The sequence below is a fragment of the Streptomyces sp. NPDC094448 genome, from assembly GCF_044763775.1.
Classification (GTDB): Bacteria; Actinomycetota; Actinomycetes; order Streptomycetales; family Streptomycetaceae; genus Streptomyces.
Genome location: NZ_JBIWGU010000005.1, coordinates 234,188 through 257,770, shown reverse-complemented (window position 1 = coordinate 257,770; position 23,583 = coordinate 234,188). Strand labels below are relative to the sequence as shown.

Annotated in this window: 25 protein-coding genes; 13 read left to right on the top strand and 12 right to left on the bottom strand. The window is 70.8% G+C overall.

Features of this window, described 5'->3' with window-relative positions; genetic code table 11:
* The first annotated feature begins 140 nt into the window (after window positions 1-140).
* Together ACIQ9E_RS12145 and serC are read left to right on the top strand one after the other, a co-directional pair.
* Window positions 141-755, top strand: coding sequence for a GTP-binding protein (locus ACIQ9E_RS12145; RefSeq protein ID WP_403705860.1), 615 nt, complete (start codon window positions 141-143; stop codon window positions 753-755).
* A 192-nt stretch (window positions 756-947) separates the two neighbouring features.
* On the top strand, window positions 948-2,066 hold the full coding sequence (serC, locus tag ACIQ9E_RS12140) for a phosphoserine transaminase (RefSeq protein WP_403705858.1): 1,119 nt from the start codon (window positions 948-950) through the stop codon (window positions 2,064-2,066).
* Window positions 2,067-2,193: 127 nt separating this feature from the next.
* Here the strand turns inward: serC and ACIQ9E_RS12135 are convergent, their stop codons facing one another.
* Both ACIQ9E_RS12135 and ACIQ9E_RS12130 read right to left on the bottom strand, forming a co-directional pair.
* On the bottom strand, window positions 2,194-3,081 hold the full coding sequence (locus ACIQ9E_RS12135; RefSeq protein ID WP_403705855.1) for an ABC transporter permease: 888 nt from the start codon (window positions 3,079-3,081) through the stop codon (window positions 2,194-2,196).
* Window positions 3,078-4,112 carry an ATP-binding cassette domain-containing protein gene (locus ACIQ9E_RS12130; protein WP_403706230.1) on the bottom strand — a complete coding sequence of 345 codons (1,035 nt, stop codon included), beginning with the start codon at window positions 4,110-4,112 and terminating at the stop codon, window positions 3,078-3,080. The genes ACIQ9E_RS12135 and ACIQ9E_RS12130 overlap by 4 nt, the downstream gene beginning before the upstream one ends.
* A 227-nt stretch (window positions 4,113-4,339) precedes the next feature.
* Here ACIQ9E_RS12130 and ACIQ9E_RS12125 point away from each other — a divergent pair, with 227 nt between their 5' ends.
* A complete protein-coding gene (locus tag ACIQ9E_RS12125; protein WP_403705852.1) occupies window positions 4,340-5,170 on the top strand; it encodes a TetR/AcrR family transcriptional regulator in 831 nt (276 codons plus the stop codon).
* 50 nt (window positions 5,171-5,220) lie between these two features.
* Here the strand turns inward: ACIQ9E_RS12125 and ACIQ9E_RS12120 are convergent, their stop codons facing one another.
* Window positions 5,221-6,309 (bottom strand): WD40 repeat domain-containing protein, encoded by a 1,089-nt coding sequence (locus tag ACIQ9E_RS12120; protein ID WP_403705849.1) that lies wholly within the window; start codon window positions 6,307-6,309, stop codon window positions 5,221-5,223.
* 85 nt (window positions 6,310-6,394) lie between these two features.
* Window positions 6,395-7,273 carry an N-acyl homoserine lactonase family protein gene (locus tag ACIQ9E_RS12115; protein WP_403705846.1) on the bottom strand — a complete coding sequence of 293 codons (879 nt, stop codon included), beginning with the start codon at window positions 7,271-7,273 and terminating at the stop codon, window positions 6,395-6,397.
* Window positions 7,274-7,303: 30 nt separating this feature from the next.
* Between ACIQ9E_RS12115 and ACIQ9E_RS12110 the strand changes: the two genes are divergently transcribed.
* Window positions 7,304-7,843: an ATP-binding protein gene (locus ACIQ9E_RS12110; RefSeq protein WP_403705843.1), complete on the top strand. Its 540-nt coding sequence runs from the start codon at window positions 7,304-7,306 to the stop codon at window positions 7,841-7,843.
* 122 nt (window positions 7,844-7,965) lie between these two features.
* Window positions 7,966-9,027, top strand: a complete 1,062-nt coding sequence (locus tag ACIQ9E_RS12105) for an alpha/beta fold hydrolase (protein ID WP_403705840.1) — start codon at window positions 7,966-7,968, stop codon at window positions 9,025-9,027.
* A 65-nt stretch (window positions 9,028-9,092) separates the two neighbouring features.
* Here the strand turns inward: ACIQ9E_RS12105 and ACIQ9E_RS12100 are convergent, their stop codons facing one another.
* Entirely contained in the window at window positions 9,093-10,634 is a 1,542-nt protein-coding gene (locus tag ACIQ9E_RS12100) for a DUF6056 family protein (RefSeq protein WP_403705837.1), read from the bottom strand.
* A gap of 2 nt (window positions 10,635-10,636) precedes the next feature.
* Entirely contained in the window at window positions 10,637-11,665 is a 1,029-nt protein-coding gene (locus ACIQ9E_RS12095; protein WP_403705834.1) for a glycosyltransferase family 2 protein, read from the bottom strand.
* A 319-nt stretch (window positions 11,666-11,984) separates the two neighbouring features.
* On the opposite strand from ACIQ9E_RS12095, the gene ACIQ9E_RS12090 reads away from it, so the two are divergent.
* The gene (locus tag ACIQ9E_RS12090) at window positions 11,985-12,983 is read left to right on the top strand and encodes an aldo/keto reductase (RefSeq protein WP_403705831.1); all 999 of its coding nucleotides are present in this window, start codon (window positions 11,985-11,987) and stop codon (window positions 12,981-12,983) included.
* Window positions 12,984-13,157: 174 nt separating this feature from the next.
* Here the strand turns inward: ACIQ9E_RS12090 and thpR are convergent, their stop codons facing one another.
* The 3 genes from thpR to ACIQ9E_RS12075 form a co-directional block, all read right to left on the bottom strand.
* A complete protein-coding gene (gene thpR / locus ACIQ9E_RS12085) occupies window positions 13,158-13,736 on the bottom strand; it encodes an RNA 2',3'-cyclic phosphodiesterase (RefSeq protein ID WP_403705828.1) in 579 nt (192 codons plus the stop codon).
* 100 nt (window positions 13,737-13,836) lie between these two features.
* Window positions 13,837-14,094 (bottom strand): DUF397 domain-containing protein, encoded by a 258-nt coding sequence (locus ACIQ9E_RS12080; protein ID WP_403705826.1) that lies wholly within the window; start codon window positions 14,092-14,094, stop codon window positions 13,837-13,839.
* Window positions 14,095-14,098: 4 nt separating this feature from the next.
* Window positions 14,099-14,962 (bottom strand): helix-turn-helix domain-containing protein, encoded by an 864-nt coding sequence (locus ACIQ9E_RS12075; protein WP_403705823.1) that lies wholly within the window; start codon window positions 14,960-14,962, stop codon window positions 14,099-14,101.
* Window positions 14,963-15,301: 339 nt separating this feature from the next.
* Here ACIQ9E_RS12075 and ACIQ9E_RS12070 point away from each other — a divergent pair, with 339 nt between their 5' ends.
* Genes ACIQ9E_RS12070 through ACIQ9E_RS12060 form a run of 3 tightly spaced genes read left to right on the top strand, consistent with a single transcriptional unit; the run spans window position 15,302 to window position 17,036 of the window.
* A complete protein-coding gene (locus tag ACIQ9E_RS12070; RefSeq protein WP_403705820.1) occupies window positions 15,302-15,748 on the top strand; it encodes a hypothetical protein in 447 nt (148 codons plus the stop codon).
* Window positions 15,745-15,882: a hypothetical protein gene (locus tag ACIQ9E_RS12065; protein ID WP_366256032.1), complete on the top strand. Its 138-nt coding sequence runs from the start codon at window positions 15,745-15,747 to the stop codon at window positions 15,880-15,882. Before ACIQ9E_RS12070 ends, ACIQ9E_RS12065 begins: the two co-directional genes overlap by 4 nt.
* A gap of 35 nt (window positions 15,883-15,917) precedes the next feature.
* Window positions 15,918-17,036 (top strand): hypothetical protein, encoded by a 1,119-nt coding sequence (locus tag ACIQ9E_RS12060; RefSeq protein ID WP_403705817.1) that lies wholly within the window; start codon window positions 15,918-15,920, stop codon window positions 17,034-17,036.
* Between the two features lie 31 nt (window positions 17,037-17,067).
* On the opposite strand, the gene ACIQ9E_RS12055 is transcribed toward ACIQ9E_RS12060, so the two are convergent.
* On the bottom strand, window positions 17,068-18,408 hold the full coding sequence (locus ACIQ9E_RS12055) for an MFS transporter (protein WP_403705814.1): 1,341 nt from the start codon (window positions 18,406-18,408) through the stop codon (window positions 17,068-17,070).
* 24 nt (window positions 18,409-18,432) lie between these two features.
* Window positions 18,433-18,897: a MarR family winged helix-turn-helix transcriptional regulator gene (locus ACIQ9E_RS12050; protein WP_403705811.1), complete on the bottom strand. Its 465-nt coding sequence runs from the start codon at window positions 18,895-18,897 to the stop codon at window positions 18,433-18,435.
* 150 nt (window positions 18,898-19,047) lie between these two features.
* On the opposite strand from ACIQ9E_RS12050, the gene ACIQ9E_RS12045 reads away from it, so the two are divergent.
* Window positions 19,048-19,239 carry a ribbon-helix-helix protein, CopG family gene (locus ACIQ9E_RS12045; RefSeq protein WP_403705808.1) on the top strand — a complete coding sequence of 64 codons (192 nt, stop codon included), beginning with the start codon at window positions 19,048-19,050 and terminating at the stop codon, window positions 19,237-19,239.
* 26 nt (window positions 19,240-19,265) lie between these two features.
* Here ACIQ9E_RS12045 and ACIQ9E_RS12040 read toward each other — a convergent pair whose 3' ends face one another.
* Window positions 19,266-20,963 (bottom strand): DEAD/DEAH box helicase, encoded by a 1,698-nt coding sequence (locus ACIQ9E_RS12040; protein WP_403705805.1) that lies wholly within the window; start codon window positions 20,961-20,963, stop codon window positions 19,266-19,268.
* 363 nt (window positions 20,964-21,326) lie between these two features.
* On the opposite strand from ACIQ9E_RS12040, the gene ACIQ9E_RS12035 reads away from it, so the two are divergent.
* Genes ACIQ9E_RS12035 through ACIQ9E_RS12025 form a run of 3 tightly spaced genes read left to right on the top strand, consistent with a single transcriptional unit; the run spans window position 21,327 to window position 23,535 of the window.
* Window positions 21,327-21,608 carry a hypothetical protein gene (locus tag ACIQ9E_RS12035; protein ID WP_403705803.1) on the top strand — a complete coding sequence of 94 codons (282 nt, stop codon included), beginning with the start codon at window positions 21,327-21,329 and terminating at the stop codon, window positions 21,606-21,608.
* A 46-nt stretch (window positions 21,609-21,654) separates the two neighbouring features.
* Window positions 21,655-22,602 (top strand): NAD(P)-dependent oxidoreductase, encoded by a 948-nt coding sequence (locus tag ACIQ9E_RS12030; RefSeq protein ID WP_403705800.1) that lies wholly within the window; start codon window positions 21,655-21,657, stop codon window positions 22,600-22,602.
* A gap of 60 nt (window positions 22,603-22,662) precedes the next feature.
* Window positions 22,663-23,535 carry a hypothetical protein gene (locus tag ACIQ9E_RS12025; RefSeq protein WP_403705797.1) on the top strand — a complete coding sequence of 291 codons (873 nt, stop codon included), beginning with the start codon at window positions 22,663-22,665 and terminating at the stop codon, window positions 23,533-23,535.
* Window positions 23,536-23,583 lie beyond the last annotated feature (48 nt).

Here is a 23,583-nt window from a genome sequence, read left to right as displayed (position 1 = left end):
GCAAACCCTTGACTTGGCGCCCAAAGTGATCGCCAACTCTCCTATAGTGACGACCACTTGATCAGGAACCTTCGGCTCCAGTTCTGCCCCCGCCACCCCTCGGAAGGCAAACACTCGATGACCGGCACCGCTCCCCGCCGATGACCCGCGCCCCGCGCACGGTCGCTCCGGAGGACACACCGGCGGACTCCCTGAGGACCGCCGAGAACGCGCTGAAGATCGTCGTCGTCGGCGGCTTCGGAGTCGGCAAGACGACCATGGTCCGCTCCGTCAGCGAGATCCGTCCGCTGCACACGGAGGAGACGATGAGCCCGGCGGGCATGCTCCTGGACGATCCCAGCCGGGTCTCCGCCCGTAAGAGCGCCACGACGGTGGCGTTCGACTTCGGGCGGATCACCATCGACGAACGCGCCGTCCTCTATCTCTTCGGCGCCCCCGGCCAGGAGCGTTTCTGGTTCCTGTGGGAGCGGATGCTCTCGGGGACCATCGGCGCCGTCGTCCTCGTCGACACCCGCCGGCTGCCCGAAGCCTGGTACGCGCTGGACCGGCTGGAGCACCACGGGGTCCCGTTCATCGTCGCGGTCAACGACTTCGGCGGGCCGTTCCACACGGACGCCCAGATCCGGCACGCGCTCACCCTGGACGCGGATGTGCCGATGGTGGAGTTCGACGCCCGGGACCACTCGTCCAGCAAGTTCGTCCTGATCGCCCTCGTAGAACATCTTTACGATCTCGCGCTGCACCGGAAGACCTGACCGGAGCCCCGGGCCGTCCGCGGCCGGACCCCCGCCGGTCCTCAGGCCTGCCCCCGGACCTCCCCGGCCGTCCCCGGTCCTCCCCGGTCGTTCGTCCCCCGGCCGCCCCCGGGGCGTCCGCCCGTCGGGCGGGCCGTCTCAAGCGCCGGACCGGGCCGCGCCCGACCGGCCGTACCCGATACGCTCCGATACGTGGCTGAGATCCAGATTCCCGCTGACATCAAGCCCGCCGACGGCCGTTTCGGCGCGGGCCCGTCCAAAGTGCGGACGGAGGCGCTCGACGCCCTCGCCGCCACCGGCACATCCCTCCTCGGTACCTCCCACCGCCAGGCCCCGGTCAAGAACCTGGTCGGCGAGGTCCGCCGGGGCGTAAGCGACCTCTTCTCGCTCCCCGAGGGCTACGAGGTGATCCTGGGCAACGGCGGGTCCACCGCTTTCTGGGACATCGCGACGCACGGTCTGATCGAGAACAAGTCGCAGCATCTGTCGTTCGGCGAGTTCTCGTCCAAGTTCGCCAAGGCCGCCAAGCTGGCGCCGTGGCTGGCCGAGCCGAGCATCGTCGCCTCCGAGCCGGGCACCCACCCGGAGCCGGTGGCCGAGGCCGGGGTCGACGTCTACGCGCTGACCCACAACGAGACCTCGACCGGTGTCGCCGCTCCGATCCGCCGGGTTCCGGGCGTCGACGAGGGTGCCCTGGTCCTGGTGGACGCCACCTCCGGCGCGGGCGGTCTGCCCGTCGACATCACCGAGTCGGACGTCTACTACTTCGCCCCGCAGAAGTCCTTCGCCGCCGACGGCGGTCTGTGGATCGGCGTCTTCTCCCCGGCCGCCCTGGAGCGCGCGGCCCGGGTGCACGCGTCGGGGCGTCATGTGCCGGAGTTCTTCAGCCTGCCGACCGCGATCGACAATTCGCTCAAGAACCAGACGTACAACACCCCGGCACTGTCCACGCTGTTCCTGCTGAACGAGCAGCTCAAGTGGCTGAACGAGCAGGGCGGTCTGGACTTCGCGACCGGTCGCACCGCGGCCTCCGCGCAGGCGCTGTACGGCTGGGCGGAGGCGTCCAAGTACGCCGACCCGTTCGTCGTCGACCCGGCGAAGCGCTCGCAGGTCATCGGCACGATCGACTTCGCGGACGAGATCGACGCGGCCGCGGTCGCCAAGGTGCTGCGGGCCAACGGGATCGTGGACACCGAGCCGTACCGCAAGCTGGGGCGCAACCAGCTCCGGGTGGCGATGTTCCCGGCGATCGACCCGTCGGACGTCGCGGCGCTGACGGCCTGCGTGGACTATGTGATCGAACGCCTCTGACGGACGGGCTTCACCGGCAGGGCTTCACCGGCAGGGCTTTACGGGTACGGGGAAGGGCCCGGCGGAATCGTCCGCCGGGCCCTTCCCCGTATGCCCGCTTGCCCCTGGTCCCCCGCTTTCCCCGACTTCACCGGCTGAGCTGCTGGAAGCGGCGCACCGCCAGCGGCAGGAAGATCGCCGTCAGGGCCAGTGGCCACACCACCGCCATCAGCAACGCGTTCTCCTGGATCCAGCTCCCGTCGCTGGCGACCGGATTGCCGAACAGCTCACGGGTCGCCCCGGCCGTGGAGGAGATCGGGTTCCAGGCCGCGACCGTACCCAGCCAGCCGGGCATCGACGAGGTGGGGACGAAGATGCTGGAGACCATCGTCAGCGGGAACGCCACGGCGTAGAGACCGCCGGCCGCCTCCGCGTTCGGGACGATGAGCCCGAGCCACACACCGATCCAGATCAGCGAGAACCGCAGCAGGACCAGCAGCCCGAACGCGCCCAGCGTGCCGAGGAAGCCGCCGTCGGAGCGCCAGCCGATGAGCACCGCGGTCGCGGCGAGGATCGCCAGTTCGGCGACGGCGACGAGGATGTCGGTCACCCCGCGGCCGGAGACCACGGCCGACGGCGCCATCGGCATCGAGCGGAACCGGTCGATGACGCCCTTGGTGGAGTCGGCGACCACGGTCATCGCGGTGCCCATGAAGCCGAAGGCCATGGTCATCACGAACATGCCGGGCATCAGATAGTCGCGGTAGTCGCCGCCGGGCGACTTCATCGCGCCGCCGAAGACATAGGCGTACAGCAGGACGGAGAGGATCGGGAAGCCGAGCTGCCAGACGATGTTGATCGGCTGGCGCTGGTAGTGGGTGAGTCCGCGGCGCACCACGTTCCAGCAGTCGGCGACCGCCCAGTAGAGACGGCGTTCACGGCCGTCGGCGTGGACGGTCAGGACCACCGGGCCGGGACCGGCCGGGGCCGGGGTCTGCTCACGGGTGCTCACGTCCCGTACAGCGGTGTCGCTCATGCCGCCACCTCTTCCTTCTGCTTCCGGTCCTGCTTCTCGTTCTGCTGCGGGTCGTCGTCGTTCCGGGCGCTCTCGGTGCGGTGGCCGGTGAGCCGGAGGAACACGTCGTCGAGGCTCGGCCTGCGCAGACCGATGTCCTCGACCGCGACACCCTGATCCTGGAGGGTGCGGGCGACCTCGGTCAGCGCGGCGACCCGGTCGGCGACGACCGCGTGCACCCGCAGTTCGTCGCCGTCCACCTCCGGGGTGCCGGCGGCGACCCGGGCCACGGCCTGCACGGCCGCGTGCAGCTCGCTGCGGTCCGCGACGACGACCTCGACCCGGTCGCCGCCCGCGGTGCTCTTCAGCCCGTCCGGGGTGTCGTCGGCGATCGCCCGGCCGCCGTCGATCACCGTGATCCGGGAGGCGAGCTTGTCGGCCTCCTCCAGATACTGCGTGGTCAGCAGGACGGTGGTGCCCTCCGCGACCAGGCCCCGCACGGTCTCCCACACCTCGCCGCGGCCGCGCGGGTCGAGGCCGGTCGTCGGCTCGTCGAGGAAGAGCACCTCCGGGCGGAGGATCATCGACGCCGCGAGGTCGAGCCTGCGGCGCATTCCGCCGCTGTAGGTCCCCGCGCCCTTGTCGGCGGCCGCCGCGAGGTCGAACTGCTCCAGCAGCTCGGCCGCGCGCAGGCTCGCCCGGCGCCCGCCGAGGTGGAAGAGCCGGCCGAACATCTCCAGGTTCTGGCGGCCGGTCATCACCTCGTCCACGGCCGCGTACTGGCCGGTGAGCCCGATCCGGCGGCGGACACCGCGCGGATCGCGCACCACGTCCACCCCCGCGACCTCGGCATGCCCTGCGTCGAACTTCAGCAGCGTCGCCAGCGACCGGACCGCGGTGGTCTTGCCGGCGCCGTTGGGGCCGAGAACGCCGTGGACGGTGCCCCGGCGCACGGTCAGGTCGAGGCCGTCGAGAGCGCGCTTCTCCCCGTACCTCTTGTGCAGGCCCTCCGCGCGGACCGCGTACTCACCGCGGCCCCCGGATGCGTTCACACTCACGTTTCCTCCATCGCTGTCACCGGACTGCCATCACCGCACTACGGGCCGCAGCGGCTCGCTCCACCACAACCGCGTACAGTGTACCCATAAAAAGGGTACACCGTACGCGGTTTAATTTCGGCGGCCTGCCGCGGTTACCCGGAACCGGGCGGGGACAGGCTTCGGACGGGCTCGGGGCAGGCCCCGGGCAGGGTCCGGAGCTGGAGGAATAAGGTGAGGTCATGACGACCGAGACGACCGGCAGCGGCGATATCGCCCGCACCCTGGAGCTGATGTGGGGCCTGGGCGAACGTCCCACCAGGGGCCCCAAGCCGGGGCTCACGCTCGACGCGATCGTGGACAAGGGGATCGCGGTCGCCGACGCGGAGGGCCTGGCCGCCGTCTCCATGCGCCGGATCGCGAATGAGCTGGGCACCGGCACCATGTCGCTCTACCGGTACGTCCCCGGCAAGGCCGAGCTGCTCGACCTGATGCTGGACAAGGTCAGCGACCCCGGGGACTGGGAGACCGGCCCCGACGAGGAGGAGCCGGGCTGGCGGGAGGCGCTGGAGGAGATGGCCCGCGGCTATCTCACGCTCTACCAGGAGCATCCCTGGCTGCTCCGGATCAACCAGGCGCGGACCGTACTGGGGCCCAGCACCGTCCGGAGTCTCGACGTGGCGCTCTACACCCTGCGGGGCATGCTGCTGACCGACCCCGAGAAGATCTCGGTGATCATCTCCGTGCAGAGCCTGGTGTCGGGCGTCGCCAGAATGATCGCCGACGCGGAGGAGGCGGCCGAGCAGACCGGTCTCAGCCATGCCGACTTCTGGGGCGCCCAGGAGCCGTTCCTCGACGCGGCGATGGAGAGCGGCAGATTTCCGCTGGTCGCCGGGTTGCGTGAGGACACGTTCACCCAGGAGTTCGACCATCTCGCCTTCGGCGTCCGGCATCTGCTGGCCGGTCTGGACGCCCTGATGCGCGAACGCGAGGCCGCGGGCTGGCAGATCCCCGACCCGGCTACCACCCCCCGCCCGCCCTCCGTCCTGGACAAGGGCCAGGGCCAGGGATAGGGATAGGGAACGGGCTGGGGAACGGGCCGGGGGCAGGGGGCTGCGGGACCTCAGGCACCCCGGCGGAACAGGCGCTTCAGCAACAGCAGGGCCGCGAGGGCGCCCGCGCCGACGACCACCGCGGTCGTGAGGTCCACGGAGCTGTCACCGTCTCCCGAAGCCGAACCATCGCCGCCACTGCCGTCCGACGATGCCTTGCCGCCGCCCGGCGCGGGCCCCGCGCCCTGGCCCGCGTCCTTGAGGTCGACCCGCCGCACCTCGGCGCCCGCGCCCTCCGAGCTGAACATCAGCGCTCTGCCGTCCGCGGTGTACGACACGCCTTCCGACTGGCCCTGGATGGGTGCCCTGACCCGGTCGTCGGAGCCGAGCCGCCCCTCCGGCTTCCACTCGAAGCCGCGGGCCGAGAAGTACGAACGGAGCACCAGCCGCTTCCCGTCGGGGGAGAACGCACCGTCCGTCACCCACGGCACCTCCCCGATCCGCCGGAAGACATTGGTGCCGGAGCTGCTCAGCTTCGCCGGGGCTTCGTACAGCCCGCCGCCGTCCTCGTTCTTCGAGGCGATGTAGACCCGGCCGGTCTTCGGGTGGACCATCAGCGCCTCGGCGTCCCGCGGCCCGTCCTCGTACTTCACGGTGTACTGGGTGGCGCGCACGGTGGTGTCCCCCAACTGCGCGGGCTCGGGGAAGCTGTAGATCCACACGTGCTTCCAGGTGCCGTTCCGGTTGTCGCCGATATCGCCGACGTACACCCGTCCGTCGGCGCCGACGGAGATCGCCTCCATATCGCGGGGGGTCCCGACGCCCGTCATGGTCACCGTCGCCACGGTCTTCCCGGTGCGCGAGTCGACGGCGAAGACCCGCGGCCGGTCCTGGTCGTTGTGCGTCCAGTAGATCCCCGGGTGGGCCCGGCTCGCCGCCAGCCCGCTGGACTCGGTGATGCGGTCGTCCTGGAACGAGAAGTTCGAGTCGGGCCCGTCGGCGGCGGCCGGGGCGGCGGCCGCCAGGGCGAGCGCGGGAGCCAGCGCGAGGGCAGCGGCAACGGCGGCACCGGAGACCGCGGAAACGGCGGAAACGGCGGACGTGACGGCGGACGTGACGGCGGAGGAGACGGCGGAGGAGACGTACGGGAACGAACGCATGGCACCAGCCTGCCATCCCGGCCGTAAAGCATCCGTGACCTGTGGACAACTCCCGCCCGACACCCCCCATCTGTGGACAACCCCATCACCCACCGGCGGCGCCGGGCCGGGCCGGTCCCCCGCCGGCACACCGCACCGACGCGTCATGGGCGAAGACCACCCGGCGCGGACCGAACTCCTCGACCCGGTCCAGCCACGCCGGATACGGCGGCAGCGGGGGCGCGGCACCGTCGGCGGCGGCCGTCCGGGCCAGCAGGGCGGCACCGTAATCGGACGCGGTGTCGTACGCCTGCCCGGCCAGCAGCACCGGTCCGTCGTCCGTCTCCACCAGCAGCGACTGATGGCCGTCGGTGTGTCCGGGGGTGGGCAGCACCCGCACCCCGGGCCAGAGCAGGTGCTCGCCGTCGATCTCCTCGTACACCGCCCCCGGGAAGTCGATCAGCGCGCCGACGGTGTAGCCGCCCGCTCGTGCGGCGGCGAGTTCGGTGCGCTGGACGACGACCGGCACCCCGGGGAGGAGCGGATTGCCGCCGCAGTGGTCGAAGTGCAGATGGCAGTTGACGATCAGCGCGAGATCACCGGCCCGGACCCCGGCCGCCGCGAGGGCCCCGGTCAGCGGGCGGCGGCGGGGCCGGTAGTGCGCCTCGGTCTCCGGATCGGCCGCGCCGATGCCGGAGTCGAAGAGCAGCAGTCCGCGGGGGTGGCGGACGAGGTACGCCAGGGCGGGTTCGACCCGGGGGTACGGCAGCCCGGCTTCGGCCGCGGGCCGGATGAAGTACCCGAGGTCGAGCCGGGTGACGGTGATCGCGTCCGCTGCCGTCCCCTCGGCGCCCTCGAACCCCGTTCCGGCCCCGGGTTCCCGCCCGTGGTCGTATGTGCCGTGATGGTCACGGTCAACCCGTTCGTCTGCCGTTCCCTCCCTGGGGGGTGGCGGGGCCTGGCGGTTGCTCGAAGGAGGCTGCATGCCCCCATCCTCCGCACTTAGGCTGCCCGCATGCCTGAGACCGGGATTGAGGCCAAGGTTCCGACTCTGACCGAGATGGCTGATGCGCTGGGCCTGTTGGCGCGTCCGCATGGTCCGGACGGCCGTTTCATCACCTGGGCGTTCAACTGTGGTGCCGATCCCGCGTTCCGGGAGATCCGCCCGTGCCGGAAGATCGCGGCAGAGATCGCCCTCCAGTGGAGGCGGTCCGAAGAGATGGCCCGTGCTGCCGAGTCAATCGTCGCCGAACTGATGGCCAACACGATGCAGCACGTCCCCATGGCCCACGACATCGGCTCCGTTGCCCTCGTGGAGGCGTCCAACGGGTCACTGGTCGTATTGGTCCATGATCGGTCCCGAGCACGCCCCGCCCGGCGTCTGGACGACGACGAGGAGCGCGGGCGGGGAATCGAGCTGGTGCAATCGCTGTGCCGGTCGTTCGGCGGCCGGCTGGAGGTGATCCGGGACATGGACGGGCGCGGAAAGTGCCTGGAGGCGTGGCTCGGCCCGGTCCTGCCCTGGCCGGACCGGGGAAACCTGCCCCGATACTGACGTCTGCCCCCGGACATCGGGGCCGATGCTCCGGGCGAGGCAACCTCTGCCGCCTCCAGCCCCTTCTTGCTGGTATCCCCCACCGTTCGGTGGCGGCTGAAAGCAGCAATTCAGGAGCGCAGTTGAGCAGTCGGAGAAGATTCCTCGGTTCGGTGGCGGCGGGTGCGGGGGCACTCACCGCCGTGGGCGCATCGGGCGCGCACGCCGCCGCCGCGCCGCGGGCCACCGGACCGGACGGGGAGCCCGAGTACGAGGTTCCGCTCGGTATCGCCATGGAGGGCTACCGGACCGCGTGGCCGGTGCGGTTCCTGCCCCTGGTGAACCAGGGCGAGACGGTGAACATGGCGTATCTCGACATCGCCCCGGCCACCGGTTCCGTGCCCACCGGCCGGACCGTGCTCCTGATGCACGGCAAGAACTTCGACGGCGGCGCCTGGGAGCCCACCGCGCGTTCCCTCGCCGCCGCCGGGCACCGGGTCGTCGTTCCGGACCAGGTCGGCTTCGGGCGTTCGTCGAAGCCCGCCCTCGACTACTCCTTCGAGCTGCTGGCCGGGAACACGGTCGCCCTGCTGGACCGGCTCGGCGTGGACCGGGCGGATGTGGTCGGGCACTCCATGGGCGGCATGCTGGGCGTACGGTTCGCCCTGGCGCACCCGGACCGGATCCGGAAGCTGGTGCTGGCAAATCCGGTCGGTCTGGAGGACTACCGGGAGCTGGTCCCGGCGCTGAGCACGGAGCGCCTCTTCGCCGACGAACTGGCGAACACGAACCTCGCCGCGATCCGCGGTTTCTACCGCTCCTACGTCGTCGAGTGGCGCAGGCTCTACGAGCGGAATGTGGAGCTGCGGTACCGCGTCACGCTCGGCGGCGAGTACCCGCGCTGGGCGCTGGCCTCCGCGCGGACGTACCAGATGGCCTACCACCAGCCCGTCGTCCAGGATCTGCCGAAGCTGCGGCTGCCGGTGCTGCTGGTCATCGGACAGGAGGACCGGGCGGCGGTCGGCAAGTCGTACGCGACCCCCGAGAACCGGGCGAAGCTCGGCAACTTCCCCGTCCTGGGGCGGGCCGCCGCCGCAGCGATCCCGGGCTCGCGGCTGCTGGAACTTCCCGGCACCGGGCATCTGCCGCACCTGGAGGCCCGGGGCAGGTTCGAGCGGGAGGTGCTCGGCTTCCTCGCGGAGTGACCGGCCGCGCAGCCGAAAGGGGGCGGGGAGACACTCCCCGCCCCCACCCGTGCAGTCTGTCGGCGTCAGTCGCCCTGGAAGGTCCGCGCGTACGTGACCCGGTCCAGCTTGTAGTAGTCGGCGACGCACTGCGCGGGCCAGGCCCGCTTCCCGTTCTGGCTGTACGGCTCCAGCATCCGGGAGATCTTCGTCGGGGTGTACGGCATCACCTTCTCGCCGCGGGCCGCGCCATCGCGCAGATACGCGTCCTGGCGGTCCCATTTCACCGCCCGCGCCCGCATATCGTCACCGAGCTTCAGCACCCCGGAGCCCAGGGAGCCCACGGTCACCGCGCAGACCGCGGCGGCGAGCGCCACGGCGAGGGTCCCGGTCCGCCGGGGGGCCGTCATGTCCGTCACGGCCGTACTCGCCGTGAACCGCAGGCTCAGCCGGCGGCCCAGGAACGCGCCCGCCGCGACCAGCAGGAACGCCCACAGCAGCAGATAGTCGTTCCAGGTCCGCTCGGTGGTGACGACCTTGGCGCCGAAGACCGGATAGGTGATGACCGTGCAGAGATAGCCGGCGATCAGGAACGCCGCCGCGCCCAGGCCCAGCAGGACCCCGGGGCGGACCGGGCGCAGGACCCGCGGCGCTTCCGGGTCGCGCCGGGCCAGCAGCCCGATCACCACGCCCGCGGCGACCGCCCCGGCGTACTGCCAGGTCGTCACGACGGTGCCGAGGATCTCGGCGAAGCCCTTCGCCGAACCCCACAGCGATTCCGGCGCCAGCATCGACACGTTCTCCGCGCCGAAGCGGCTGCGGCGGTTCCGGGAGCCCGGGGAGGTCACCAGGATGATCGTCCCGATGGCGATACCGCCCATGCCCGCCAGCGCCCAGATCCGCGCCGGGCGGCGGTAGCGTTCGACGAGGAGCAGTCCGGCGAAGAGGACGACGCCGGAGAGCACGACGAGCGCGACGACCGACGCCTCCTCGGAGAGGGTGCCCATGAAGACGCCCGCGAGAACGACTACCACCAGGGCGGCGATCCGCCCGCCGCGGCCGCGCGCCCGCAGCAGCGGGACCGCGGCGGCCGCCGCGAGCACCGGGGCGAGGGTGTGCGAGACGGAGGCGGCGGGCCAGTAGAAGGTCTTGTACGTGTTCGGGGTGGCGAACAGGAAGACCGCGGTGATCATCCCGGCGGCCAGCAGCGGCACCCCGGTCGGCACCCGGGTCCCGGTCCGGCGCAGCAGCGTCGCCACCACGGCCCAGAGCAGCAGGATCATCAGGGCGCCGCTGATCGGCCCGTACCACTGGTGTCCGGCGACGGGGAACTTCGTATAGGCGCCGACGAGGATGCCGTTGGCGACCCGGCCGTTGTCGGTGAAATAGAAGGTGTGGACGAGGCCCCACATTCCGTCCTCGCGGACGTCGGGGATGAAGCACCACTCGTCGGCGCCGGGCCGGACATGGCGTCCGAACCACATGGCGAGCGCGAGCAGCCCGAGGGGCAGCGCGGCGAGGGCGAGCGGCCAGTACTCCGCCCACCCCTTCTTCTTGCCGGGTCCGCCGGGCTCCGGCGCGGGCGTGCCGTCGGGCGGCGGGGCGGGGAGGTCGGTGCTGGTGGCCAAGGTCAGGGCTGCCTCTCGCGCAGCCCGGCGGCGGCCGTGGCCTTGGGGGTGGTGGGCATGGTGGTCTCGTCCGTCTCCCGGATCACGTAATGGGGCCTGCGCTTGGACTCGTGGTAGATCCGTCCCACATACTCGCCGATCACGCCGAGGGTGGCGATCTGGATGCCGCCGAGCCCGGCCATCGCGGCGATCAGGGTGGCGTAGCCGGGGGTGTCGACACCGCTGACGAGGACGTTGACGACGATCCACACGGCGTAGGCGAGGGCGGAGAGCACCAGCCAGAGACCGGTGTGGATGGCGAGGCGCAGCGGGCGGCTGTTGAAGGACAGCAGGCCGTCGATGCCGTAGTTGATCAGTCTGCGCCCGCCCCATTTGGACGATCCGGCGGCGCGTTCGACGTTCTCGTAGGTGAAGGTGACGGTGTCGAAGCCGATCCACGAGAACAGGCCCTTGGAGAAGCGGTTGCTCTCGGGGAGCGTCAGCAGGGCGTTGACGGCCCGGCGGGACAGCAGCCGGAAGTCCCCGGCGCCGTCGATGACTTCGACGTCCATCGCCCGGCGCACCAGCTTGTAGTAGGCCTGGCTGACGGTGGCCCGGATCAACCCTTCGCCGGTGCGGTCGCGTTGGGCGATCACCTGGTCATAACCGTGGCTGTGCAGCTCCAGCATCCGGGGGATCAGCTCCGGCGGGTGCTGGAGGTCGGCGTCCATGATGACGACGGCGTCGCCCCGGGTCATGCGCAGTCCGGCCAGCATCGCGGACTCCTTGCCGAAGTTGCGGCTGAAGGAGGTGTAGCGGGCCCGGACGTCCGTCTCGGCGAGCCTTCTGAGTCGCTCGCGGGTGCCGTCGGTGCTGCCGTCGTCGACGTAGCAGATCTCGTACGCGTCGCGGCCGGCCGCGGTCCCGTCGCCGGGACGCCCGAGGTCCTCGGGGAGGAGAGCGGCGTCCAGTGTTTCGACGAGCGTGGTGTGGAAGGTCTCGATCACCTCGTTCTCGTTGAAACACGGAACGACGATGGAGATCTTGGGCATCGGAAAACGGCTTCTCTCGTCGGCTGTCAGGCAGTCAGAGCGTCTCCGCGGAGTTTCGGTTGGCTCCGGTTTTCTGTGACGCCAGTCACAGTCGTACAGCACGGGCGCTCAGGATCGCGAGATTCGCCCCATTTCGTCAACCCGAGAACCACCCGTGCGTGCAACGGTGGGACGTGATGGCAGGTCACGGCGGCGCGGCCGGGCCGACCGGATCGGTGGACCCCTGCCCCCCGGCGACTGCCCGGGACCGGGCTCCGTATCCCCGTCACCGGGGGATATCCCGGTGTGGAGCGCGCTCCGGCGGACTATGAATGAACCCATGGAGTACACGCAGCTCGGACGCACGGGTCTCAAGGTCAGCAGGATCGTCCTGGGGACGATGAACTTCGGCCCCTACACCCCGGAGGCCGACAGCCATACGATCATGGACGCGGCGCTGGACGCGGGCGTCAACTTCTTCGACACGGCCAACACCTACGGCGGCCCGGGTGACCGGGGCCGGACCGAGACGATCATCGGGAAGTGGCTCGCTCAGGGCGGCGGGCGGCGGGACAAGGTCGTCCTGGCCACCAAGGTGTACGGCGCCGTGCACAACGAGGACGGCCCGGTCTGGCCCAACCACGAAAAGCTCTCCGCCTACGGCATCCGCCGCGCGGTCGAGGCGAGCCTGAAGCGCCTCGGCACCGACCACATCGACCTCTACCAGTTCCACCACATCGACCGCGCCACCCCGGTCGACGAGATCTGGCAGGCCGTCGACACCCTGATCCAGCAGGGCAAGATCCTCTACGCGGGTTCGTCGAACTTCCCCGGCTGGAAGATCGCGCAGATGAACGAGGCTGCGGCCCGCCGCAGCTCGTACGGCCTGGTCAGCGAGCAGTGCCTCTACAACCTCTTCGAGCGGCGTTCGGAGCTGGAGGTGATCCCCGCGGCGCAGGAGTACGGCCTCGGCGTCATCCCGTGGTCCCCGCTCCAGGGCGGGCTCCTCGGCGGACTGCTCCGCAAGGAGCGCGAGGGGCAGCTCTCCGCCCGCTACACCGGCCACGGCGCGTCACTGCTGGCGCGGCCGGGGGTACGGGAGCAGATCGCGGCCTACGAGGACCTGCTCGACAAGCACGGTCTGGAGCCGGGCGAGGTGGCCCTGGCCTGGCTGCTGACCCGCCCGGGGGTCACCGGGCCGATCGTTGGCCCGCGCTCGGGCGAGCAGCTCGAAAGCGCCCTGCGGGCGGTGGAGCTGCGTCTGAGCGACGAGCTGCTGACGGCGCTGGACGAGATCTTCCCGCCGGTGGGCGGGGCGCCGGAGGCGTACGCCTGGTAGCCGCGTGCCGGGACGGGTGCCGTACGCCGTGGGCGGCGGCACCCGTGACACCGTCTCGGTGGCTACCCTCCGACGACGGAAGCCACCGCGATGATCGCGAACATGAACACGAGCGCACCGGCCATGATCCGGTTCCTGGTCTTGGTCTTCACCCCACGAGACTAACCCGGCGTCTCATTTTCCCAGTGGCCAGGTGGCGAGGGTCTCGTACCAGGAGTCCTCGCCCCGGCTCGGCGGATGGCTGCGGACCAGCGAGAACTCCGCCACGCTCCAGGGCGTCCCGGTAAAGCCGTCCAGTCCGGCGGCGTACACCGCGAGCGGGTCGGCGGGCGGGGCGCCGCGCCGGGTCCTGGCCAGGGTCAGGTGGGGCGTGTAGTGCCGCCGCTCCTCCATGGCGACCCCGGCCCGGCGGGCGGCGGCCTCGGCCCGCTCGGCGAGCCGCCGCAGAGCGGCCATGTCGTCGTGTTCCGCGGCGGCCCCGGCCCAGAGGATCCCCTGCCCGAAGTGCCCGCCACCGCTGATCGCCATCCCGAACGGCGTACTGCGGCGGGCACCGCGCCGGAGCCGTTCCCTCAGCTCGGGTACGAGCCCCTCGTCCACCTCCCCGAAGAAGGCGAGGGTGTAGTGCCACCCGGCCGGCCGGGTCCACCGCAGGGCATCGGCCCCGGGATCCGCCGCCCGCAGCCGCGCGACGGCAGCCGACAGCTCTTCGAACTGGAGCGGCGGCGGAACGACGGCGGTGAAGAGTCTCATGGGGCCTGATGCTGCCAAAGGGTCCGGGGTGGGTAAGGACATGCGGGGACCCCGCGCGGCTGTTACGCGCGGGGTCCCCTTGCGGTGCCGGTACGGGCGGCTATGCCTTGGCGTACCCGACGAAGGCGGCCCAGGCGGCGGGGGTGACGGTGAGGGCGGGGCCGTTGGACTGCTTGGAGTCGCGGACACCGACGCGGGTGGCGAGGTCGGCGACCTCGACGCAACTGTTGCCGTTGTTGCCGCTGTAGGAGGACTTGAACCAGGCGACCTCAAGGCAATTGTTGCCATTGCCGCCGCTGTAGGAGGACTTGAACCACGCACCCTCGGGGGCGAGGTCAAGGGACTTGGTGTACGTCATCGTTCTAAATCTCTCGGGATAGTTGGTGCAGAAGGTTCGGCGTCTCCCCGACCGGGAGCGCGCCGTCCCGCAGGGCATCGAACCTGCGGGAAAATGACCAGATCGTGGTGTCCTTGTCGCTGATGCTCGACCCGCCGTCCACGATGTCCATCTGAACCACAGTGGGCAACGGCCCCTCGAACTCCAGCATCGTGAAGTCGTGGAAGCAGCGGTACGTCGTGGCGTGCATCGGCAGGATCTGCACGCTGACGTTGTCCAGTGCGGCGAACCGTGCGATTTCCTCGTACTGTTCGACCATCACGTCACGCCCACCGACCTGTCGCCGGAGTGCTGCCTCATCCATGATGACCCGGATCTCGGCTGGGTTCTCACGCGTCAGCACCTCCTTGCGCTCCATACGGAGCGCTACCCCACGCTCAAGGAATTCCGTCGTCAGTTCATCGACGAGCTTGAAACCCTTGAAGAGCGCGCGGGTGTACGCCTCGGTCTGGAGTAGCCCGAAAACCAAGTCCGGCTGCCACGCCCTTATGGCCTTGGCGCCATCCTCCAGACCTACGTACATGGCCATACCGGACGGCATCGTGCTCCGATACGCCGACCACCAGCCCCGGTTGAGGCTGTCCCGGTGGATGTCCACCAGAAACTCGACATCCTCTTCTTCGATGATGTTGTACCGCTCCAGGAGCAGACGGAGGTCCGACTGCTTGGGAAGTGCCGTCAGCCCCTCTTCCACTCGGTAGAGCTTCGACTCCGAGAACGCGAGCCCTTCCACCGCCTGTGCGCGGGTGTAGCCAGCGTTCTTCCGCAGTTGTCGTAGTTCCCAGCCGAGCTGCATACGGCGCACGGTGGGGCCGGTCTTTGCTGCCACGCTCCTGCCTTCCGGTCGACGGGTCCACCAAATCGCGCCCCGTGCCGACCATCGACATGTTGATGCCCACCAACTCGCGGACCATGCCCAGCGGATCGAAGCGCGTGCCCAGAGTCTGGCATCTCCTGTAGATCATCCACAGGTGTTTCCTCAGACGGTCCACATATGCCAATTCTCTGAAATTTTCACGACTGCTTGCAGTCCAACTCTGGCATGGACGACGCTAGTTACACCACGGAGACGGCGAGAACACGCACCGTCACTCCTGGCGCGAGGCACCCCCCTGTGCGCATCTCCCCCGGAGTGCCCCGCACCCTCCCCTCAGAACGGAGCACGCCCGTGCGCCCCTCCACGCCCAGATCCGCCCGGCCCTACCTCACCGGAACCGCCGCGCTCGTCGCGCAGCACCTCACCCGGCGTCGTACCGCCCTCAACCACGCCGTGTTCCTGCGGCCGCTGTCGACCCGGGTGCCGCGCGTCATCGGCTACGTACGCACCACGCCCGGGACGGACCCGGAACCCGTCTTCGCCCGGCTCCGCGACTACGCGCGGCGGCAGGACTGGCATATGGGGCACGAGCTGTACGACACCACCCGGGACACCCCTCAGGAGTCCATCGGCTGGCTGCGGGCCCGGCGGCTGCTGCACGAGGGGTTCGCGGACGGGGTCGTCGTCGCCGACCGGTCCCATATCAGCGACGACGACCGCGCCTATCTGGACGAGATCGAATTCATCGGGGAGCGCCAGTGCTTCACCGCCCTCCTCGTCCCGGAGGCGGAGCTGTGACGCGGCCGAAGCCCCGGCAGCGGCAACGGCGGCGGCGCGGCGGGCCGGGCTTACGCCACTTCTGCGGCCAGGTCCTCTACGTCGTCTGCGTCGGCGCCCTCATGGCGGCCCTGGCCCTGGCCGGTGGCCGGTGAGCAACACCCGTACCCCCACCGAGGGAGAACGTCCCGTGCACACCCGTATCTCCGCGGCCGGACAGGCCGTGACCGTCACCAGTGTCACCCCGGCAGTCTGCAAGTGGGCGGCCCGCTACTTCGGCGTCTCCTGGGACGCGACCTGCTCCGACGGAACGTCCTGCCTCGGGGCGGCCCACGGGCCCCTCGTCGACGCCGATGTCGACGCGGGAGCCCTCTCCCAGCTCACCCGGTACATCCTCGACCACCCCTACCGGACCGCCGCGCACGCCGGGGCGGCCATGCTCTACCGGTACGACGAGGACGGCACGGTCTCCGCCGCGCAGCCGGGTCTCGACCTCGCCTGCCACTACCAGTCCCACACCCGGCAACTGCATCTGGTCGGCGGGGAGGAGGAGGTCGTGGCGGCGGCCGGCGCGCGGTTCGCGCGGGAGATGGTGCGGGCCGGGCTCCAGCGGGACGGCTGGCAGATCCTGTGCGCGGCCGCCGCCGTACGGGACGGCGAGGCGGTCCTGATCCCCGGGCCGGGCGGGGCGGGCAAAACCGCCTGCGCCCTGCTGCTGGCCGGTGCCGGGTGGCGGCTGCTCGCCCATGACCGGGTGTTCGTACGGGCGGAGGAGGGCCGGGTGCGGCTGCTGCCGTGGCCCGGTGCCGTATCCGTCGGGCTCGGGCTGCTCGACGCGCTGGGGATGTACGAGGGAGTGCGGGCCCGGTTCCTCGGCGGCGGCCGGTTGCACCCCGCCCAGCGTCGGGAGGTGACCGAGGCCCTCAGCCGGGGCTCCCGGGCGCCCGTGCGGTACGGCACCCGGGAGTTGAAGGCGCGGTTCTTCCCCGACCAGCTCCGCTCCTGGCTGGGGGTGGAGACCGCGGTCGAGGGCTGGGCGACGAGCGTCGTGTTCCCGAAAGTCGCGCTGGACGAGGTGCCGGGGGTGCTGGGGGCCGGGCGCGGGCTGTCCCGGGACGATTTCGTCACGGCCCTGACCGAGGACCGCTATCCCGACGTCCTCGGACTGCTCGGCCATGACCCGGACGGCCCGGCCCGCCGGGAGACGCTCCGGAGCGTCCTCGCGGGGCTGCCCTCGTACGACATCCGCCTCGGACCGGGCACCTCGGCCAACACCCGGCTGCTGACGGAGGTGACCGGGACGCCCTGACCGCGATGTCCCGCCCGGTCCGGCGCGCGGGTCACCCCGCCCGGGCCGGGCTCTCCTTCCGTACCGCCGGGCCCTGCTGCTTGGGGACCAGGGCCAGATGCGGGTGGCCCCGGCGCAGGTCGAGCTTGAGGCGTACCCCCGCAGCGCGGGTGAGCATCAGCCCCACACCGATCGCGGCCAGCAGCGACACCGCGCCGCCCGCCGCGAAGCCGATCCGGGGGCCGTAGACATCGGTGATCCAGCCGACGAGCGGCGCGCCCAGCGGCGTACCGCCGACGAAGACCATCATGAACAGGCTCATCACCCGGCCGCGGACGGCGGGGTCGGTGGCCATCTGGATGCTGGAGTTGGCCGTCACGTTCACCGTGAGGCCGAACATGCCGATGGGGACGAGGAGCACCGCGAACAGCCAGAACGACGGGGCGAACGCGGCGACGACTTCCAGGGCGCCGAAGAGGACCGCGGCGCCCACGAGTATGGACAGCTTCGACACCCCGCGGCGGGCCGCGAGCAGCGCGCCCACCAGGGAGCCGACCGCCATCAGGGTGTTGAGCAGGCCGTACGTCTCGGCGCCGGAGTCGTACACGTCGTGGACGAACGCGGTGAGCCAGATCGGGAAGTTGAAGCCGAAGGTGCCGATGAAGCCGACGAGCACGATCGGCCAGATCAGTTCGGGGTGGGAGGAGACATAGCGCAGGCCCTCCCGCAACTGCCCCTTCGCCCGCGGGGTGCGGTGGGACGGGTGCAGTTCGGAGGTGCGCATCAGCAGCAGGCTGGCGATGGTGGCGAGGAAGGACAGGCCGTTGAAGAGGAAGGCGTAGCCGGTGCCGACGGCGGTGATCAGCACACCGGCGACGGCGGGGCCGACGAGCCGGGCGGACTGGAAGTTGGCGCCGTTGAGGCTGACCGCGTTGGCGAGCTGGTCAGGACCGACCATCTCGTTGACGAAGGTCTGCCGGGCCGGATTGTCGACGACGGTGACGAGGCCGAGCAGGAACGCGGTCAGATAGACGTGCCAGACCTGGACCTGTCCGGTGAGGGTGAGGACGGCGAGCCCGAGGCCGGTCGCGGCCATCGCGGACTGGGTGAACAGCAGCAGCGCCCGCTTCGGCAGCCGGTCGGCGAGGACTCCGCCGTACAGACCGAAGAGGAGCATCGGGAGGAACTGGAGCGCGACCGTGATGCCGACGGCGGACGCCGAGCCGGTGAGGGTGAGCACCAGCCAGTCCTGGGCGATGCGCTGCATCCAGGTACCGGTGTTGGAGACGACCTGGCCGATCGCGTAGAGCCGGTAGTTCCGGATCTTCAGCGAGCTGAACATGGTGGTAGGAGCGGGTGCGGGTGCGGAGTCTGCTCCGGGTCCCGTACTCAAAAGGGTTCGCCTCCTCGGCCTCGGTTACAGGTGGGCGAGCTTCTCCAGGACGGGGGCGGCCGCGCGCAGCTTCTGCCACTCGTCTTCGTCGAGACCCTCGGCAAGCTCCGTCAGCCAGGCGTTCCGCTTGCTGCGGCTCTCTTCGAGCATGGCCTCGGCCTGCTCGGTCTGGCTGACGACCTTCTGCCTCCGGTCGTCGGGGTGCGGCTCCAGCCGGACCAGTCCCTTGGCCTCCAGCAGCGCGACGATCCGGGTCATGGACGGCGGCTGTACGTGCTCCCGCCGCGCCAGCTCCCCGGGGGTGGCCGAGCCGCAGCGGGCGAGGGTGCCGAGCACCGACATCTCGGTGGGGCTCAGCGACTCGTCGACTCGCTGGTGCTTGAGCCGTCGGCCCAGCCGCATCACGGCCGAGCGCAGCGCGTTCACCGCGGCCTGGTCGGCGTCGCCGCCGTGCGGGGCCCCGGTGTCACCATGGGACAGGTCTGACATGTTTGTTAGCATAACTCATTACTCTGTCTAAATACCAGTCGGGCGGCAGAGGCACTTGCGGTGGTGCGGGGCAAGCCCTCATCACCCGTACGAGTGATCAGCGCGTGAAAAGTGACGCCGGGGCGGCGGCCGTGGGGCAACCCTGGCGGCATGAACGGTGGGAAATCAGCTGTCCTGAGCCTGCGCATAGACGCGGACCTGCTGGAACGCATCCGCGGGCACGCGGCCAAACGCGGAATGAGCGTCCAGGACTATGTCGTCCGGACGCTCATTCGCGATGACTTCGACGAGCGGTTCAAGGTGGCGGTGGAGGAGACGGAGGAGTTCTACGGGCGGGCCTGAACCCCTCCCCTGCGCCGCCGGGGCCGTCAGCCCGCGGTTCCGCGGCGTCCGCCACCGCCGCGGCGGCGCTCGCCGCCACGGGCGGACGGGGCGCCCGGAGCCGTACCGGAACCGCGCGAGGACCGTCCGGAACCGGAACCGGAACCGGAAGCGGAAGTGGAAGCCGCTCCGGAACCGGAACCGCGGCCACCGCGACCGCCCGCCCCCGAAGCCGTACCCGACCGGCCGGAACCGGAAGCCGTACCGGAACCACGGCCACCGCGGCCGCCCGCGGCGGAGGACGCACCGGAACCGCGCGAGGACCGGCCGGAACCGTCGCCCTCGCCCCCGGCGGCACCCTGCGGGCGCCGGCGCCGCGAACGCTCGCCGGACTCGCCACCGCCGCCCTGACGGCCCCGACGGGCCGCCTTCGGCTGCGTGGGCAGGGGCACCTCTATGGTCACCGCGACACCCGAGGGCTCCCTGGCACCGGTGACGTTGGCCAGTTCGGCGTCGGTGGAGGTGACGGCGGCCGTACGGGGGCGGATGCCCGCGTGCGACATGAGCCGGGTGAACTCGCGCTTCTGCTCGGGCAGCACCAGCGTGACCACCCGGCCGGAGCCACCGGCCCGCGCGGTGCGCCCGCCGCGGTGGAGGTAGTCCTTGTGGTCGGTGGGCGGATCGACGTTCACGACCAGGTCGAGATCGTCGATATGAATGCCGCGGGCCGCGACGTTCGTCGCCACGAGCGCGGTGACCTGGCCGTTCTTGAACTGGTCCAGGGTGCGGGTGCGCTGCGGCTGGGAGCGGCCGCCGTGCAGCGCGGACGCGCGGACACCGACGGACAGCAGCCGCTTGGTGAGCCGGTCGGCGGCCCGCTTGGTGTCGATGAAGAGGATCACCCGGCCGTCACGGGCCGCGATCCGGGCGGTGACGGCCTTCTTGTCGGTCTCGTCCTGGAGGTGGAGGACGTGGTGCTCCATGGTGGTCACGGCGCCCGCCGACGGGTCCACCGAATGCACGACGGGGTCGGTGAGGAACTGCTGCACCAGCTTGTCGATGTTCCGGTCCAGGGTGGCCGAGAACAGCATCCGCTGCCCGTCCGTCCGCACCTTCCGGATCAGCTTGGTGATCTGCGGCAGGAAGCCCATGTCGGTCATCTGGTCGGCCTCGTCGAGGACCGTGATCCGGACATCGCCGAGGACGCAGTCACCGCGCTCGACGAGGTCGTTGAGGCGGCCGGGGGTCGCCACGACGACCTCGGCGCCGCGCCGCAGCGTACCGGCCTGCTTGTTGACGGACAGCCCGCCGACGACGGTCGCCAGCCGGAGGTTCACGGACGTCGCGTACGGCGTGAGGGCGTCCGTCACCTGCTGGGCCAGCTCCCGGGTGGGGACCAGGACCAGCGCGAGGGGCGCCTTGGGCTCGGCGCGCAGCCCGGCCGTACGGGCGAGCAGCGCAAGACCGAACGCCAGGGTCTTCCCGGAGCCGGTCCGCCCCCGGCCCAGCAGGTCACGCCCGGCCAGCGAATTGGGCAGGGTGGCGCCCTGAATGGGGAAGGGCGAGGTGACGCCCTGCGCGGCGAGCGTCTTGAGGAGCGCCTCGGGCATATCGAGAGCGGCGAAGTCGTCGACGGCCGGCAACGGCGGCGTCACCGACTCGGGCAGCTTGAAATCCTTGGGCGCCGCCACGGCGGGCGGGCCCGAAGGGGCACGACGATTCGACTTCTGGGGCCTGCGGGACATGCGGTGTCCGCCTTCCTGCTTCCTGGGCACGATGTCCCGGCACAACGCGGAACGGGGTCCGCACCACGACGGTGCGGACCCCGTTGAGCGGAATACGCGTCCGGTGATCGGACTCAAGAGGCCAAGGCCCCGTCCGGAGCTGCCGGAGACAAGCGAAGCGCCTGAGGAAGATGTGGATCTCGCATTATCTGCCAGGCGCACGGGTTCATGGTTGCTACAACTACAGCCAAGGAACCCTAGCACATCCGCTCCGCACGGACCGGCGGGGGGCGACGGCCCGGACAGCACCTCAATGCGGCAAAAGCGGCCCGGGAGCGACCACAGGCGCCTACCTTGGGGCGCGGGCAGGAGAAGGGCAGGACAGTGCCTGAGGCAAACATCCGTATCCCCGGAGAAGCAGCGGACCGGCTCACCGCGGCGGCCGCGACCGAGGGGCTGTCGCTGCGCGCCTATCTGATCCGCCTCGCGGGGACTCTGCCGCTCCCGGCCGGGCGTGCCGAACCGGCAAAACCGACCGCGCGGAGCGGCAACCGCCTGTCTCCGGCGGAGATACAGGAACTGGACGGCGAGCTGGACCGGCGTCTCGCGCGGGCGACCGCCCCAAGGGGCGATACGACGGGGTGGACGGAGAGTGGTCCGCCATAGCAGAGTTACGCCTGCCACCGCCACGTTCCGTATCCGGGGGATCACTATGACGGCCGTCGGCACATCCGGAACGATTCCGGGCACGGTCTTCGTCGCCCTGCCCGACCTCCCCGGCAACACCGGGGCGTTCGGGCTGCTCCGCGACGCGTTCGCCGAGGTCCGGGTGGCGAGCCGGCGGGACCGGGCGATCACCGAACTGACCGCCCTCGGCCCCGGGGTGTCCGCGGCCGTCGTGGGCGTCAAGGAGCGCATAAGCGCCGGGGTCCTCGATGCGCTCCCGGGGCTGCGGGTGCTGGGCTCGGTGGGCACCGGGACCGATCATCTGGACCTGACCGCGCTGCGGGAGCGCGGAGTCCGGGTGGTGACCACGCCCGGCGCGAACGCGGTCTCCGTGGCCGAGCACACCATGATGATGGTCCTGGCCCTCGCCAAGCGCACGCTGCCCGGGCACCAGGCGGCCCTGACCGGTGAGGACCGGGCCGGGATGCCCGAGCCTCCGGTCGAACTGCGCGGGCGGCGCGCGGGTGTGCTGGGCGCCGGGGCGACGGCCCGGGCGCTGCTGCCCCTGCTGCGGGCCTTCGGCATGGAGCCCCTGGTGTGGACCCGTACCCCCGGCGACCATCCCGATCTGCCGACGGCTCCGCTGGAGGAGGTGTTCCGCCGCAGCGACGTTCTGAGCATCCACCTCCCCCTGGCCGAGGGCACCCGCGGACTCGTCGGCCCCCGGCTGCTCGGGCTGCTCCCGCCGGGGGCCTTGGTCGTCAACACGGCCCGCAAGGAGATCTTCGACCTCGCGGCCCTCCCGGACACCGTCGCCGCCCGTCCCGATCTGCGTTTCGCCGTCGACGACTTCGGACTCGCCGCCGACGGCACGGCCACGGCCCTGGGCGGCTCCGCGCTGCTGAGCCCGCACACCGCGGGAGTCACCGCGGAGTCGCTGGCCGCCATGCAGGAGAGCGCGGTCCGGCAGACGATCGACGTGCTGCGGGGCTGACCGCTCCGAGGACCCGGCCCCTTGGTCCCCGACGACCTCAGACAGCACAGGAGAAGGTGCATGTCCTGGTTAGAAATCGGCAATACGATACTCGGCGCGGTCGGCTTCACCATCACCGTCGTCACGCTGGTGAAGGTGCAGTCGGTGCATCGCGCCCAGACGGAGGAACGGGCTCTGCTCCGCAGGCTGTACGGCACGGAGTCGCTGGCCGACCACCTCAGATCGGCTGCCGGATTCCTCCGGCAGGGCGAGCAGGACGCCCGCAACCTCGCCGAGGAACTGGTGCGGATGTGCGGCCGAATAGAAGGGATCAGCCGGGCCTTGGACTCGATGAACCGCCTGCGCGGGGCTGCTGCCGGAGAGCAACGGATGGTCCGGCTGGTGGAGCGCGGCTACTACACGCCGCCCTTCTACAACCGGGTCGTCAACGACGCCGAGAACAACGCCGACTTCCTCATGTACCGCAATCTCCAGGTCTCCGCCGTCGACCTGCTCCAGTCCATGGAGCGGGCCGCGAAGCGCGGGGTCCACATCCGCATCCTGGCGATCTCCTCGGCCTCCAGCGACAGCGTCCTCGAACAGGCGTCGCTGGTCCTGCCCTGGCCGCAGGTACCGCCGGACACTCTGCGGCGCCAGCTGGCCGAATCGGAGGAGCGGATCCGGACCGTAGTGTCGGGCTGGCCGGTCCGGGTCCGCCGCAACTTCGAGTACCGCGGCTATGTCATCACCCCGAACATGCACTTCGCCCGCATGGACGGCACGGTCCTGCAAGGCTTCGTCGGCACGCTCTCCCCCGCCCAGCCCGATCAGCTGGAGGACCGCGGCTATCTGGAGCTGCCACGGGACCGCGAGCCGGGGGCGACGCTCTCCCGGCACTTCGAGGAACTGTGGGCGCAAAGCGCTGGACAGATCGTGGCCGGCGGCGACACCTGAGCCGGGCCCGTACCCGCACCCGGGCGGCCCAGGGGGTACGCAGACGGC